The following is a 14,094-nucleotide window of genomic DNA, read 5'->3' on the forward strand; positions in this document are numbered from 1 at the left end:
GCGCACCGTGTAAGCCCTGTGAATCGGATCAGAAATCCACTTCGTTCTTGCCCTTGAGTGCGAGCATCTCCCGCGCCTCGTCCGGGGTCGCGACACGGCCACCGAGCGCCTCGATCACGGTACGAATGCGCTTGACCTGATCGGCGTTGGACGCCGCCAGTTTGCCGGGACCGTCCCACAGCGAATCTTCAAGGCCGACCCGCACGTTGCTGCCCATCGCCAGGCCCATGGTGCCCAATGGAATCTGGTTGCGGCCGGCGCCCAGGATCGACCATTCATAGGCATCGCCGAACAGGCGGTCGGCGGTGCGACGCATGTGCGCCAGGTCTTCGGGGTGACCGCCGATACCGCCGCGCAGGCCGAACACCGACTGAATGAAGATCGGCGCCTTGAGCAGCCCGCGTTGCAGGAAATGCGCGGCGGTGTAGAGATGGCCGATGTCGTAGCACTCGATCTCGAAACGGGTGCGGTTCTCGGCGCAGGCGTTGAGGATGTGGGCGATGTCACGGAAAGTGTTGCGGAAGATGCGGTCGTCGCTTTCTTCCAGATACGGCCGCTCCCAGTCGTGTTTGAACTCGGTGAAACGGTCGAGCATTTCGTACAGGCCGAAGTTCATCGAACCCATGTTCAGCGACGCCAGTTCGGGCTTGAGCTGTGCCACCGGCTGCAGACGTTCTTCGACGCCCATGGTCGGTGCGCCGCCGGTGGTGATGTTGATCACCACATCGCTCTGGGCCTTGATCTGCGGCAGGAACTGGCGGAACAGATCGACGTCCTGACTCGGGCGGCCGTCGAAGGGGTCACGGGCGTGCAAGTGAACGATGGCAGCGCCGGCATCGGCGGCACAGATGGCGGCCTCGGCGATTTCCTGCGGGGTGATCGGCAGGTGCGGCGACATGGAAGGCGTGTGAATCGCACCGGTAACGGCGCACGTGATGATGACCGGACGCTTTGTGGACATGTGTGTTCTCCCTTGTTGTTCTTGATGAGAGTTGTTGTCGAGCTGTTTTGGTGAGCGCTGTTCGTGGTATGAGCGGGTATGGATGTGTCGCTGTTGGTGGTGTTGAAAACGGTGAATGCCGGTGCGCTCAGAGGTACTCGACGTTGCCGTCGACGCTGATGGCCTGCCCGGTCACGTTGCGGGCCGCCGGCGAGCAGAGGAACAGCGCCATGGCGGCGACGTCTTCGGCGGTGACCATGCGTTTCAGGGAAATCTTCTTCAGGTACTCCTGACGCATCTCGGATTCCGGCACATTCAGTTGCTCGGCGCGGGCGCGAATCACCCCATCCATGCGCGGGCCTTCGACGATGCCAGGCAGCAGCGCGTTGACCCGGATGTCGCTCTCGCCCAGCTCCGAAGCCAGGGATTTCATCAGGCCGACGATGGCCCATTTGGTCGCCGCGTAAGGCGTGCGCCAGGCATACCCCAGACGTCCCGCCACCGAGGCGATGTGGATAAGATGCGCGTTTGACGATTCCTTCAGCAGCGGCACGGCGTGGTGAGCGAAGCGATATTGCGCGGTGAGGTTGATGTCTATCGTGCGCTGCCAGTCCTGATCGGTAATGGCGTCGATCCCGGCCGTGGGCCCAGCGATGCCGGCGTTGTTGACCAGCACGTCGAGACCGCCGAACCGCTCGCGCTGCACCTTGAACACCGCCTCGATCTGCGCGGCATCGCCGACATCGGCGCGGGTCGCCACGCTGTCCGGAAAACGGTCGCGAAATGCCGCCAGCGCCGATTCGCTGACATCGCACACGTGCACCTTGGCACCCGCTTCGATGTAGGCCGCGGCCAGCACTTCACCGATCCCGGCAGCACCGCCGGAGATCAGAACCCGCAGGCCGCTGTAGGGAATCAATCGATTGAGAACGCTCATGCTTTTTTCACTCCTGAAGCAGACGACCGCGCACGGTCGTCGTTGACGAGCAGACGCGCCAGCGAATCGGCGGCCTGCATGATGTCGTCGGTCACCGCCGCCCGTGCCGCCGAACCATCGCGGGCGGCGAGCGCTTCGACGATGCGGTTGTGGGCCTCCATCGAGCGCTGCAAATGCGCCTTGTCTGGCGCGACCAGGGCGAAACACGGCCCCATGTGCAGCCAGAAATTCTCAACGGCAGCGACGGTCAGTTCAGCCTGGGCCACGGCGTAGATGCGCCGGTGAAAGGCGAAGTTGGTCCACAGATAGCGCGACACGTCGACCTTGTCGGCGGCTTGCTGCATCTGCCGGCACAGCTCGCTGATGTCAGCCAGATCGGCGTCGTTGAGCAGCACCACCGCGCGCTCGGCCAGCAGGCCTTCGAGGGCGACGCGGGCATCTCGAATCTCCCGCAGGCGCTCCGGCGTCATGACGCGCACCCTCAGGCGGGCAGTTTCGGTGACTTCAAAAGCGTTTTCCGCGCTCAGCCGGTGCAGCGCTTCGCGCACTGGCATGGGGCTTGAGCCCAGCGCGTCGGCAAGGCCACGGATGGTGAGTTTCTGACCGGGCTGAAAGCGCCCGCTCATCAATGCTTCGCGGATCTGCCGGTAGACCTGATCCTGCAAGGTGTCGCGCGAGACCGGACGCAGGGTCGGCAAGGGAATGGGGCGATCTGTCATGGGGAGAGAAGCCTTGTGTTGTCGTTCTTGTGGTTGAAATATGTGATCACAAATCAAATAAGTCAAATCATTTCCCAGTATGACTTTGTGTGACGGGCGCAGATTGTTTGAACCCCGCCCCGCCACGGCTGCCGAATCTGATGGGCAACGCGCGCATGCCGCGACAGCGTTGAAATGGACGAAGAGGCTCTGCAATGCAGGACGACGCACAAGGCATTGAGGCGGTGCTGGCGGATTTCGCCCGCCGGCCCAACCCGACGATGATCGACGACAGGCTGCGCGATGCCATGCGCCTGTGCGTCCAGCGAGGTCTGGATCAGCTGCCATTGCCCGGCGGCGGCCACACCCTCACCCGCTGGCAGCGACTGGCGGCGGTCGGCGGAATCGACCTGGCGCTGCTCAAACTCTATGAAGGCCACACCGACGCCTTGGCGATTCTGCGCGAACTTGATTGCCAGCCATTCAGCGAGCCCGGCATCTGGGGTGTATGGGCTGCCGAACCGCCGAATGCGCGGGTCATTATCAGCGAGCGTCGCGGCGACGAAGTACGCTTGAATGGGCTCAAGGCGTGGTGCTCCGGCGCGCAGCAAATCGACTACGCGCTGATCACTGCCTGGACCGAGCAGGAGCAACCGCAACTGATCGCCGTGAATCTCGATCAACCCGGTGTGAACATTGATGCCCAGGCCTGGCAAGCTGTCGGCATGGGCAGCACGGCGAGCGTCGACGTGCATTTCGAAGGCGCCCTCGGGCAGTGCGTCGGCAACAGTGGCGCGTATCTGTCCAGGCCCGGATTCTGGCAAGGCGGCGCTGGCATCGCAGCGGCCTGGTATGGCGCGGCCGTGGCACTGGCTCTCGCGCTGCATCGACAGCGGCAGAACGGCCGTCCCGATCCCCACGCTGACGCTCATCTGGGCGCGGTCGATGCTGCGCTCTGTGGGGCGTCCTCCGCCTTGCGAGCCTGTGCGACGTGGATCGATGCTCACCCAGATGACGATGCGAGTTTGCCGGTGCAGCGGGTTCGCGCCCAGGTCGAAATGGCGGTTGAACAGGTCTGCCGGCACGTCGGGCGAGCGCTGGGTGCCGCGCCGTTTTGCCGCGATCCGCACTTCGCCCGACTGGCGGTGGACTTGCCGGTGTTCATCCGACAAAGCCACGCCGAGCGGGACCTGGCGAATCTCGGCCAGGCGATCGCCGCCACGACACAGGAGTGGTCACTATGACTGCGGCACAACCCTTCGGCGTCAGCGGAACCCCTTTGAGTGAATGGCAGAACAGCACGGCGTTGCGCGGCGCATTGGCGGTGACTGTCGAGGAGCTGGTGCCTGCGGGTGCGAGGCTGGTGGTGCTCGCGCCCCATCCGGATGATGAAATCCTGACCTGCGGTGGTCTTCTGGCTGCGATGCTCGAGCGCCAGGATGACGTGCAGTTGATTTCGATCACCGACGGCGAAGGCAGCCATCCCGGTTCCGTCCAGTGGCCCACATCTAGGCTGCGCATCGCCCGCCAAAGAGAAAGCGAGTGCGCGCTGGCGAGCCTGGGTTTCGATGTGCCTCGGTTGTCCTGGCAACGGCTTGGCATCGCCGACGGGCAGGTCGCGGAACACGCCGAGTCGCTGATTGCACTGCTGAGCGAGGATCTGCGTTCGAGCGATGTACTGCTGACCACCTGGCGCCACGATGGGCACTGCGATCATGAGGCGGTGGGACACTGTGCAGCGCAAGCGGCGGCCAACGCAGGCGCGACGCTGCTGGAGGTGCCGGTCTGGGCCTGGCACTGGGCCGAGCCGAACGACCCGCGAATTCCTTGGGACCGGGCGCGCAAGCTGTCACTGAATGATGATCAACAGATGCGCAAACGTCGAGCAATCAATGCGCACCTCAGCCAATTGCAACCCGACTGCAGCACCGGCGCCCCACCGGTGCTTGACCCCATCACGCTGGAGCGACTGCTGCAGCCTTTCGAACTGGTGTTCCTGTGAGCCTTCCTGCCGACTATTTCGATGAACTGTTTGCCGACAGCGATGACCCGTGGGCCTTCCGCACCCGCTGGTATGAACAGCGCAAACGCGACCTGACCCTCGCCGCCCTGCCCCGTCAGCGCTATAGCCGAGTATTCGAACCCGGCTGCGCCAATGGCGAACTGAGCCTGCGCCTGGCGCAACGCTGCGACACGCTGCTGTGCATGGACATGAGCGCCAGAGCCGTGGAACTCGCCCGCGGTCGGTTGGCTCCCTACCCGCGGGCCGAGGTCGTCGAAGGTTGCCTGCCTGGCGACTGGCCGCAAGGCACGTTCGACCTGATCGTGATCAGCGAGTGGGCGTATTACCTGGAGCCCGCGCAGTTCGTGCAGGTCATCGAACGCATCGTCTCAAGCCTCACACCCGATGGCGCGGTGCTGGCCTGTCACTGGCTGCACCCGATCGACGGCTGCCCGATGCAGGCTCACGAGGCCCACGCCCTGCTCGATGAACACCTCTCGATGCCCCGCACGCTCAGGCACGAAGAAACGGATTTTCTCCTGGAACTGTGGAGCCGACAGCCAGGCGGGATCGATCTGGAGGAACGGATCCTGTAAGACCGTGCGGTCATCAGCGAGCCGGACTGCTGCAGAAATCGCGGTGGACCGACCTGTGCTGCGCGCAAGCCTGCGGTGTAGGAGTGAGCTTGCTCGCGATAGCGGTGAATCAGCCATGCACGCGTCGGCTGAACCACCGCTTCGCGACCGTCATAACCTCCGATTGCTCCTACAGGGCTTGCGTCGTGGCGCGGAGCGTGGGAACGATCATGGAAATCATCAACGCTTGTGGAACACGTCAGGTGGCGGTGGCACCTGCTTTTGGTTCTGGCCGAAGACCTTGGAAGCCGGGTGCCAACCTCAACCTTGCGTGATGGGCTGCCGCCTACCCCAGCAACTGACTCACCACCGCCCGCAGCTTCCCGGGTTTTACCGGTTTGTTCAGCAAGGGCGCATTGAGCTTCTGCAACGAACGGCGGCACAGGTCCGTGCGATCGGCAGTGATCATCACGCAGGGAATGTCCAGGGCGAAATGCTCGCGAATGTGCGCCACGACATCACACCCCAGCACCCCATGGTCGAGGTGAAAGTCGAAAAGAATGATCTCCGGCGCGCGTTCTTGCAGCACGCTGTAACAGGACGCCTGATCAGTCGCAGTCAAAACTTCACAGCCCCACTGCCCCAATAACGCCGCCATGCTCTCCAGGATGCTGGTTTCGTTGTCCAGCACCAGCAGCCGACGCCCAGGCAATGGATTTCCGGTACTGGGTATCTGTTGCGCGACAACGCTGATCGGCACGGGCATTTCTTCGGAAAGCGGCACGTCGATGGCGAATACCGACCCCTTCCCCGGTTGCGAACGCACCTGGATCCGGCAGCCGAGAATGCGGCCGATCCGCTCGACGATGGCCAGTCCCAGCCCCACGCCCTTGCGATCCGCTGCGCGGCCGACATCCAGTTGGTTGAACTCCAGAAAAATGGAGTCCAGGCGATCTTCGGCAATCCCGCGCCCGGTGTCCCATACCTCGATACGCAGCCCTTCGCCACGCTTGCGCGCGCCCAGCAGAATGCCGCCGTGTTCGGTGTAGCGGCAGGCGTTGCTGAGGAAGTTGCGCAGGATGCGGGTCAACAGGCGCAGATCGGTGCGAATGGCAAACTCGGGAATGCGCGAACGCAAGGTCAGGCCCGCTGCCGCCGCCACCGGTTCGAACTCGGAGACCAGTGGCGCGAGGACTTCCTCCAGCCGGTAGAGATCGATATCGGGCTTGATGGCCGCGCGGTCGAGTTTGGAGATGTCGAGCAGGTCAGTGAGCAGGTCCTCTGCCCCTTCCAGCGCCTGATGGGTGCGCTCTACCAGAGTTTGCTCGGCGTCAGGCAGGGTGCGTTCGCGCAACGTCGAAATCAGCAGCCGAGCGGCGTTCAAGGGTTGCAGCAGGTCATGACTGGCCGCTGCGAGGTATTTGTCCTTGCTGCAGTTGGCGGCTTCGGCGGCGTCGCGGGCGTCGCGCAGGTCATGTTCGATGCGTTCTCGTCGGGCGATCTGCTGTTGCAGGTTACGGTTGGCGTCCAGTAACTCATCGGTGCGGGCGGCAACGCGCAGTTCGAGCTGATCATTGAGTTCCTGCAAGCGCTGCTGGGCCAGCTTGCGTTCGGTGATGTCGGCGACAAAGCCTTCGAAAAGCCCTTCCTCATCGGGCTTGAGCAACAGGTTCATCAACACATCGACGTAACTGCCGTCCTTGCGCCGCAATCGGGTTTCATAACCTTGCAGGCTGCGTTCGCGCTGCAAGACCTGGGCGATGGCGTTCATTTCGACCTGACCGCCAATGAACAGCGTGCTGGCCAGGTCGTCGAGGAACAGCAGAATCTCCTGCTCGTCGCGATAGCCGAGCATCCGCGCCAGGGCCGGGTTGGTCGCCCGCAGCCCCTCATGCAGGCTGGCCTGAAAGATGCCGTGAACGGCGTTCTCGAACAGCCATTTGTAGCGGTTGCGCTCGGTTTCCAGTTCGCCGAGGCGCAGGGTCAGTTCCGGGTAATGGCTCTTGCGTGTCGAGTGGTTGCCCAGCCCGAGCAGCGCGGTCAGTGCGCGTTGATGCGTGTCAGAGGGCTTCGCCATAGACCACTTCGACGTCCCGCTGACTGGAAGCACGGGGGTTGGTCAGGATGCAGGGATCGCCCATCGCGTGCTGGGACAGGAATGGAATGTCGGCCGTGCTCACGCCGTGCAGGCTCAGGGTCTCGTGGAAACCGACCTGATGCTTCAGCGCGATCAAGTGCTCGACCAGACGCTTGCTGATCGCGACATGATTCAGACCACGGCAATCGATGCCCAAGGTCTCGGCGATGACCTTGAAGCGGTCCGGCGCCGAGCTGTAGTTGAACGCCACCACGTGCTCGACCAGCACCGCGTTGCACAGGCCGTGGGGCAGATCGAGAAAACCGCCCAGGCTGTGAGACATCGCGTGAACCGCCCCGAGAATGGCGTTGGAGAACGCAAGGCCAGCCTGCATGCTGCCGAGCATGATCTTCTCGCGCAGGGCGATGTCGGCAGGATTGGCAATCATCTGCACCAGATTGCCGTTGATCAGGCGCATGGCTTCCAGCGCGTGGGGGTCGGTCAGCGGCCCATGGCCCGTGGAAACGAATGCTTCGATGGCATGCACCAGCGCGTCGATGCCGGTACAAGCCGAAAGAAACGGGTCCATGCTCAGGGTGGTTTCCGGGTCGATCAGCGAGACGTCCGGCACCACCGCCTTGCTGACGATGGAGAATTTCATGCGCTCCTGCTGATCGGAAATGATCACGAACTGCGAGACATCGGCGGACGTACCGGCCGTGGTCGGGATCAGGATCAGCGGGGGGCTCGGCACGCGGATGGTGTCGACGCCTTCGAATTCGAGGATGTTGCGCCCGTGGGCGACTGCGATGCCGATGCCCTTGCCGCAATCCATGGGGCTGCCGCCACCGACCGCGACGATCACGTCGCAATGGTGTTCGCGATACAGCTCGGCGCCGAGCATGACTTCTTCGACCCGGGGATTGGGGGATACGGTGCTGTAGATGAAGTACTCAAGGCCTTGGGCCAGTAGGCTGGCTTCGACATCGGCGACCCAGCCGGCGGCGATGACGCCGGGATCGCTGACCACCATCACCTTGCGTGCGCCGAAGGTTTTCGCGTAATTGCCGACGCTGTGCCGACTGCCGGCGCCGAAGATGATTTCCGGGGACACGAATTTACGCAGCTGGTTGAGGCTCTGGCTCATATCAAGCGCATTCTTGTTGTTATTAGAGAATGAACGCCAGCCTAGAGTATCTGCCGGGTAATGCAACAAGACCAATGTCTGACGGTGTCGGCTCATGGCAAGGGTCTTCTGGCGGGAGGGTGAACCCGGTCAACGCGTCGATTGACCGGGTGGGTCGATCAGCGGCTGGCGAAGTACATCGTCACTTCAAAACCAATGCGCAAATCGGTGAACGCAGGCTTTTTCCACATGGACTGTTCCTCTTTTCGTTTTCTGGTTATGCCGAGTTGGTCCGGCACTGCCATTAGGGCATGAGGAAGGTGATGGGCGAATAGTACTTTGGCACTGAATTGATCGCCCCGGACGCTCTGCGTCCACACGAAAGCCGACGCGGAGCGTCGAGGGATGCATTCCCACGCGGAGCGTGGGAACGATCACGTCTCGCGAATGATTTGATGATCGTCCCCACGCTCTGCGTGGGGATGCCGCCCCGGACGCTCTGCGTCCACAACAGCGCCGACGCGGAGCGTCGAAAGCTGCATTCTCGTGCGGAGCGCGGGAACGATCACGTCTCGCGAATGGTTGAGCTCCAACAAGTTTGTGCCTCAGCGCCGGGTCACCCACTCCTTGGGCAGTTTGAAGGTCCAGAGCATGCCGCCCTGGTTGAAATCCTTCACTCGTTTGGCCACCTCTCCGCCCCACAACGGCACCGCGCCGCCCCAACCGGACAACACCGAGACGTACTGCTCGCCGTCCATCTCCCAGGTCACTGGCGAACCCAGTACCCCGGAGCCGGTCTGGAACTCCCAGACCTTGTCGCCGGTCTTCGCGTTGAACGCCTGAAGGAAGCCTTCCGGCGTGCCGGTGAACACCAGATTGCCCTTGGTCGCCAGCACGCCACCCCACAGCGGTGCGTAGTTCTTGTGGCGCCAGACCTCCTTGCCGGTCTTCGGATCGATGGCGCGCAGCACGCCGATGTAATCCTCGTTCAAGGGTTTGATGGTGAAGCCTGCGCCGAGAAACGCCGCACCTTTCTTGTAGGCAATGCCCTCGTTCCAGATGTCCATGCCCCATTCGTTGCCCGGCACATAGAACAGGCCGGTGTCGGGGCTGTAGGCCATGGGCATCCAGTTTTTCGCGCCGAGGAACGCTGGCGCCACGAACGCCGCCGAGCCCTTGGCCTCACCTTCCGGCGCACCGGGACGGCTGGCTTCGACGTAAATCGGCCGGCCATCTTTATCCAGTCCGCTGGCCCAGGTGATTTTGTCGGCGAACGGGAAACCGCGGATGAATTTGCCGTCCTTGCGGTTGAGCACGTAGAAGAAGCCGTTACGGTCGGCGGTCGCGGCCGCCTGTATGGTTTTGCCGTTTTCCAGGTAGTCGAAGGAAATCAGCTCGTTGACGCCGTCATAGTCCCAGCCATCATGGGGCGTGCTCTGGAAGTGCCATTTGATGGTGCCGTCGTCGGGATTCAGCGACAGTCGCGACGAGGAATACAGGTTATCGCCCGGGCGCATGTGCGAGTTCCAGGGCGACGGGTTGCCGGTGCCGATCAGGATCTGGTTGTTGCTCGGGTCGTAATAGCCGCCCAGCCAGGGTGCGGCGCCGCCGGTCTTCCACAGATCCCCCGGCCAGGTCTTGTTCGCCTCACCGCCGGAGATGCCGTTTTCGACGGCCTGGCCGTCTTTGTAGACGTAGCCCATGTTGCCCTCGACGGTGGGGCGCGACCACAGCAGCGTGCCGTTTTTCGGGTCGTACGCCTCGACCTTGCCCACCACCCCGAACTCACCGCCCGCTACGCCCGTGATCAGCTTGCCGTTGACGATCATCGGCGCGGCACTGATGGAATAACCTGCCTTGTGGTCGGCGACCTGTTTACTCCACACGACTTTGCCGGTGTCCTTGTTCAGCGCAACGAGTTTGGCGTCGAGCGTGCCGAAGTACACCAGATCGCCGTACAGCGCCACGCCACGGTTGATCACGTCGCAGCATGGACGAATGTCGTCAGGCAGACGGGCGTCGTATTGCCAGAGTTTCTTGCCCGTGTGGGCATCCACGGCGAACACCCGAGAGTAGGAGCCGGTGAGGTACATCACCCCATCCTTGACCATGGGCTGGGCTTGCTGACCGCGTTGTTTTTCACCACCAAAGGAGAACGCCCAGACCGGGCGCAGGTCCTTCACGTTCTCGGTGTTGATGATGTCCAGCGGGCTGAAGCGCTGACCCTGAACCCCCAGGCCATTGGTGACGATCTGGTTGGGGTTCTTGGGGTCCTGAAGGATTTCCTCGTCGGTCACAGCAGCCAGGACACTGCCGGCCGACAGTATGGCGCTGACCAGCAGGCCGAGGGCGAAGCAATGGCGAGGTGAGGGTTGGATCATGGCGGCGGCCTCTGCGGTTTATTGTTGTTTTCATCGGGTCGGGAAATGTTCCCGATCCAGCCGATTGTTAGGGGTCGGGCGAGCCCCAACAATTGCCCGCAGTGTGGAGGTTTCTAGTTCTTTGGTCGGTGACTGCAAACGAGGGTCGATGCGCTTTTGATTGTGCCCGCAGGGGGTAGGAGTCCGACGTGTCGGCGATCTGGCGCGAAGTGGCAGCACATCTGGCGACCACGGTCCACGGCCCCGTGCCGGTTTCCCTGGTACATCTGCGGCACGTCGTAACGCATGCCGTACGCAGCATAGATGCGCGGCACCTCGCCCTCGCGAATCAGCGTCTCCAGCGCCTCTTCGATGGCATAGGCCAGTTGACGGTTGCTCTCATGCACCGCCATGCCGACTTCCCAGGTCTGGCGACCCATGTTCGGGTAGGCGTTTTCGGCCAGCGACCACTGCTCGTCATGGGCCCGATGCAGTTGCCAGTCGACCTCGCCGCGCATCGCCATGACCGCATCGACCTTGCCGTCGTGCATCGCGGTGAACGCTTCCCGCACCGACGGAAAATGGTGGGTGCTGCCGGCAAACTGCGCGTTGAAGATCGAGGTCAGGTAAAACGACGGCACGCTGTCAATCTCGACACCAACGGGATGCTCGGCGAACACCGCGACGCTGGGCACCGAGTCCAGCCGACGACGGTCGAACGCCACTTGCCAGCGTTCGGTCTGATACGGCCCGAACATCACCACGTGACCGTTCTCAAGCTCCCCGACATCGTTGCGCCTCTGCGCGTAATCCTTGTCGTAGGGCACGCGCATCATCAGGTCGGCCAGTTGCTGACCGCGCAACTGACTACCGCGCCAGATCAGGTCGCGCAGGTCGTCGTCCAGCTTTTCACCGGGCGGCGCCCACATCAGTTCCAGCCGTACACCAAGAAGCCTGGCCAGGGCGGTCGCCAGATCGACATCCACGCCCTTGGGCGCCCCTTCTACCTGAAAGCTGTAGGGAGGGAAATCCTGATACACCGCCACCCTGATCACCCCGGCGGCGACGATGCTGTCGTAATTGCGGACCTGCGCGCTGGCGGGCTGGAACATCAGCCCCAGGCAACCGCACAGCAACCAGAAAAGCGCGGCGAACAGACGCATGCCGGTCATTCCTCGGTGTGGACGCTGTCCAGGTAGGTGCGCACCGCCCACAGCGCTTCCTGACTCAGGTAATCCGCCATTTTCGGCATGTACACCCGGCCATCGCGCACCGCGCCGTTGCGCACACGCTCGACGAACCACTCATCCCCCAAGGCGCCGACATCCAGGTGCCGAAGATCAGGCGCGATACCGCCGGAAATGGCTTCCAGGCCGTGACAGGCGGCGCAGTTCTGGGTGTAGGCCGATTTACCGATCTCCAGTGCCTTGTCGTGATCCTTCGATTCGCGATACGGATTTTCCGCGCGCCATTCAGGGCCCAGTTGCTCAAGGCCATCGGTGGCGACAGCGTGGGGTACGACGTCACCGTGGGCCTGTGCCAGATTGCCGAGCAGCATCCCACCGAGCAGCACGGCGCCCATCAGCAAGGCTCGCTTGTCGGCGCGGGTGACAGGTTCAGGCGGGGTCGCGGGAGCTTTTATCATTGTTATGTCCTCAAGAGTGCACGCAGAAGCAACGCAGCCATCTTAAGAACCGAGTCCAGCGGGCCGAATGCTGCTTTGGTGGCCGCGCACTCGTTCTTTGGTCGTAGAGCGTGTGGGGCAGGTCAAGTCGATGGGCTTTGCCCCACGCTGATGGCTGCCGCCGATGTCGCACTGTACGTCGCAGTACTCGGGGTGATCGGCACCTACGCCATCCCGCCCCGACTCCTGCGCTGAGGGCACATCGAACGAACCTCCGGCCACGGGCACACTCAAAACCGTGGCAGCCTGCCAAGGCTGCGGGTCGTTCAGCTAACCTGAACGTCGAACCCCACCACTGCGATGGAAGGCTTATGAAACGTTATCTCTGGCTCGGTCTCCTCGGCTCGCTGTCCCTGAGCGCCCAAGCGGCCACCCTCGACGTCCCCATGAATCTGGTCAGCGCTGACGGCGCGCCACAGCCCATCGGCCAGGTGACCATCAGCGAAACCGCCTATGGCCTGGTCTTCACCCCTAAACTGAGTTCCTTGCCTGCCGGCGTTCACGGCTTCCACGTGCATGAAAACGGCAGTTGCGATGCCGGCACCAAAGACGGCAAGAAAGGCGCCGCGCTCGCCGCTGGCGGCCACTTCGACCCGAAGAAGACCGGCAAACACCTCGGCCCTTACGCTGACGGTCATCTGGGCGACCTGCCGGCGATTTTCGTGACCGCCGACGGCACGTCCACCAACCCGGTGCTCGCGCCTCGGCTGAAAAAGATCTCGGAAATCAAAGGGCACGCGCTGATGATTCACGCCGGCGGCGACAACCACTCCGACATGCCGATGCCGTTGGGCGGTGGCGGCGATCGGGTGGCCTGCGGCGTGATCTGAGCGAAGCGTCCGCACGCCCCTGTCACCCATGGGCAGCGCAGCGGGCAAAAGACGTTCGTTCAGTCACCGCAACGGTGACTGAACGAACCCGAACCCGAACTGCGCTGCTCTGACGAACGCTCAACCCCAGAGCGTGCGCCCGAAGAACGTCAACGTGCGGTCCCACGCCAACTGCGCCCAGACCGGATCGTATTGGGTGCCGGCGATGCGTCCGGTGCCGACGGCCTCTTCGTTGGTGAATGCATGGTGCGCCAGATAGCGGTGGAACTCGATGTCCACGCCGCCTTCACTGAGTTTCTCTTCCAGCTTGTCGACGTTTTCTGCCGGGAAGAATTCATCCTGCGTCGCCCAGTGCGCCTGAACCGGCACCTTGATGGCGGCAGGATCGAGGTACTCCAGCGGCGGCATACCGTAGAACACCACCCCCGCCGACAACTCGGGAATGAAGTTCAGCGCCAGCAAAGTCAGCGCCCCGCCCATGCAAAAGCCGGTGACACCCACATTGTGCGTGTGGCCCTTGAGGTACTGCACGGCTCCACGGATGTCCTGCGTCGCGGCGTCGGCGAAGTCGAGCTTGCTCATCAGGTGGTGGGCCTCCTCTTCTTCAACGGTGGATTCGCCACGGTACAGATCCGGCACCAACGCCAGATAGCCCGCTGCGGCCAGGCGATCCGCGACACCACGGATCTGATCGTTCAGACCCCACCATTCCTGGATCACCACGATGGCCGGCGCGCCTTCGGTCTTTGCCGGGCTGGCGAGATAACCGCTGACGTCCTTGCCGTCCGGACGCTTGAAGCTGACGGTCTGGCCAGCGGACTGTTTGCTAGGTTGAGTCACGTTGATCTCCTTGATGTGAAAGAAA

The 14,094-nt window shown here is 62.8% G+C and carries 13 protein-coding genes and 2 pseudogenes; 5 read left to right on the forward strand and 10 right to left on the reverse strand.

All coding sequences use genetic code 11. The features are described 5' to 3' along the window. Nucleotides 1-28 precede the first annotated feature (28 nt). From D3M70_RS13150 to D3M70_RS13160, 3 genes are all read right to left on the reverse strand, one after another. Entirely contained in the window at nucleotides 29-961 is a 933-nt protein-coding gene (locus tag D3M70_RS13150) for a 3-keto-5-aminohexanoate cleavage protein (protein ID WP_120126185.1), read from the reverse strand. A gap of 127 nt (nucleotides 962-1,088) precedes the next feature. Next, nucleotides 1,089-1,877, reverse strand: coding sequence for an SDR family oxidoreductase (locus D3M70_RS13155; RefSeq protein WP_120126186.1), 789 nt, complete (start codon nucleotides 1,875-1,877; stop codon nucleotides 1,089-1,091). Further along, a complete protein-coding gene (locus D3M70_RS13160; RefSeq protein WP_120126187.1) occupies nucleotides 1,874-2,596 on the reverse strand; it encodes a GntR family transcriptional regulator in 723 nt (240 codons plus the stop codon). The genes D3M70_RS13155 and D3M70_RS13160 overlap by 4 nt, the downstream gene beginning before the upstream one ends. A 194-nt stretch (nucleotides 2,597-2,790) precedes the next feature. Here D3M70_RS13160 and D3M70_RS13165 point away from each other — a divergent pair, with 194 nt between their 5' ends. From D3M70_RS13165 to D3M70_RS13175, 3 genes are read left to right on the forward strand one after another with little or no spacing between them, the layout of a single operon-like run. Then, the gene (locus D3M70_RS13165; RefSeq protein ID WP_120126188.1) at nucleotides 2,791-3,819 is read left to right on the forward strand and encodes an acyl-CoA dehydrogenase; all 1,029 of its coding nucleotides are present in this window, start codon (nucleotides 2,791-2,793) and stop codon (nucleotides 3,817-3,819) included. Next, a complete protein-coding gene (locus tag D3M70_RS13170) occupies nucleotides 3,816-4,577 on the forward strand; it encodes a PIG-L deacetylase family protein (protein ID WP_120126189.1) in 762 nt (253 codons plus the stop codon). The genes D3M70_RS13165 and D3M70_RS13170 overlap by 4 nt, the downstream gene beginning before the upstream one ends. Further along, nucleotides 4,574-5,173 carry a class I SAM-dependent methyltransferase gene (locus D3M70_RS13175; protein WP_120126190.1) on the forward strand — a complete coding sequence of 200 codons (600 nt, stop codon included), beginning with the start codon at nucleotides 4,574-4,576 and terminating at the stop codon, nucleotides 5,171-5,173. Before D3M70_RS13170 ends, D3M70_RS13175 begins: the two co-directional genes overlap by 4 nt. A gap of 325 nt (nucleotides 5,174-5,498) precedes the next feature. Here D3M70_RS13175 and D3M70_RS13180 read toward each other — a convergent pair whose 3' ends face one another. From D3M70_RS13180 to pedF, 6 genes and pseudogenes are all read right to left on the reverse strand, one after another. After that, the gene (locus tag D3M70_RS13180; protein WP_120126191.1) at nucleotides 5,499-7,229 is read right to left on the reverse strand and encodes a PAS domain-containing sensor histidine kinase; all 1,731 of its coding nucleotides are present in this window, start codon (nucleotides 7,227-7,229) and stop codon (nucleotides 5,499-5,501) included. Beyond that, nucleotides 7,213-8,376 carry an alcohol dehydrogenase-like regulatory protein ErcA gene (gene ercA / locus D3M70_RS13185; protein ID WP_120126192.1) on the reverse strand — a complete coding sequence of 388 codons (1,164 nt, stop codon included), beginning with the start codon at nucleotides 8,374-8,376 and terminating at the stop codon, nucleotides 7,213-7,215. The genes D3M70_RS13180 and ercA overlap by 17 nt, the downstream gene beginning before the upstream one ends. 158 nt (nucleotides 8,377-8,534) lie before the next feature. Continuing rightward, nucleotides 8,535-8,606 carry a pyrroloquinoline quinone precursor peptide PqqA gene (pqqA, locus tag D3M70_RS13190; RefSeq protein WP_020289857.1) on the reverse strand — a complete coding sequence of 24 codons (72 nt, stop codon included), beginning with the start codon at nucleotides 8,604-8,606 and terminating at the stop codon, nucleotides 8,535-8,537. A gap of 354 nt (nucleotides 8,607-8,960) precedes the next feature. Next, on the reverse strand, nucleotides 8,961-10,736 hold the full coding sequence (locus D3M70_RS13195; RefSeq protein WP_120126193.1) for a PQQ-dependent methanol/ethanol family dehydrogenase: 1,776 nt from the start codon (nucleotides 10,734-10,736) through the stop codon (nucleotides 8,961-8,963). A 257-nt stretch (nucleotides 10,737-10,993) separates the two neighbouring features. Next, nucleotides 10,994-11,878: pseudogene (locus D3M70_RS13200) on the reverse strand (substrate-binding periplasmic protein); the annotation flags it as partial. 5 nt (nucleotides 11,879-11,883) lie between these two features. Continuing rightward, entirely contained in the window at nucleotides 11,884-12,360 is a 477-nt protein-coding gene (gene pedF, locus D3M70_RS13205) for a cytochrome c-550 PedF (RefSeq protein WP_120126195.1), read from the reverse strand. A gap of 120 nt (nucleotides 12,361-12,480) precedes the next feature. On the opposite strand from pedF, the pseudogene D3M70_RS34200 reads away from it, so the two are divergent. Both D3M70_RS34200 and sodC read left to right on the forward strand, forming a co-directional pair. After that, nucleotides 12,481-12,561: pseudogene (locus tag D3M70_RS34200) on the forward strand (PaaI family thioesterase); the annotation flags it as partial. Between the two features lie 149 nt (nucleotides 12,562-12,710). Then, the gene (gene sodC / locus D3M70_RS13210; protein WP_120126196.1) at nucleotides 12,711-13,229 is read left to right on the forward strand and encodes a superoxide dismutase family protein; all 519 of its coding nucleotides are present in this window, start codon (nucleotides 12,711-12,713) and stop codon (nucleotides 13,227-13,229) included. Nucleotides 13,230-13,349: 120 nt separating this feature from the next. Here sodC and D3M70_RS13215 read toward each other — a convergent pair whose 3' ends face one another. Next, nucleotides 13,350-14,069, reverse strand: coding sequence for a dienelactone hydrolase family protein (locus tag D3M70_RS13215; RefSeq protein WP_120126197.1), 720 nt, complete (start codon nucleotides 14,067-14,069; stop codon nucleotides 13,350-13,352). Nucleotides 14,070-14,094 lie beyond the last annotated feature (25 nt).

The sequence above is a fragment of the Pseudomonas sp. LS-2 genome (genome assembly GCF_003605735.1).
Taxonomy (GTDB): domain Bacteria; phylum Pseudomonadota; class Gammaproteobacteria; order Pseudomonadales; family Pseudomonadaceae; genus Aquipseudomonas.

Coding starts and splice junctions, on each gene's coding strand:
- D3M70_RS13160 (WP_120126187.1), bottom strand. CDS start 2,596: ATGACAGATCGCCCCATTCCCTTGCCGACCCTGCGTCCGGTCTCGCGC.
- sodC (WP_120126196.1), top strand. CDS start 12,711: ATGAAACGTTATCTCTGGCTCGGTCTCCTCGGCTCGCTGTCCCTGAGC.
- D3M70_RS13155 (WP_120126186.1), bottom strand. CDS start 1,877: ATGAGCGTTCTCAATCGATTGATTCCCTACAGCGGCCTGCGGGTTCTG.
- ercA (WP_120126192.1), bottom strand. CDS start 8,376: ATGAGCCAGAGCCTCAACCAGCTGCGTAAATTCGTGTCCCCGGAAATC.
- D3M70_RS13150 (WP_120126185.1), bottom strand. CDS start 961: ATGTCCACAAAGCGTCCGGTCATCATCACGTGCGCCGTTACCGGTGCG.
- D3M70_RS13180 (WP_120126191.1), bottom strand. CDS start 7,229: ATGGCGAAGCCCTCTGACACGCATCAACGCGCACTGACCGCGCTGCTC.
- D3M70_RS13165 (WP_120126188.1), top strand. CDS start 2,791: ATGCAGGACGACGCACAAGGCATTGAGGCGGTGCTGGCGGATTTCGCC.
- pedF (WP_120126195.1), bottom strand. CDS start 12,360: ATGATAAAAGCTCCCGCGACCCCGCCTGAACCTGTCACCCGCGCCGAC.
- D3M70_RS13170 (WP_120126189.1), top strand. CDS start 3,816: ATGACTGCGGCACAACCCTTCGGCGTCAGCGGAACCCCTTTGAGTGAA.
- D3M70_RS13195 (WP_120126193.1), bottom strand. CDS start 10,736: ATGATCCAACCCTCACCTCGCCATTGCTTCGCCCTCGGCCTGCTGGTC.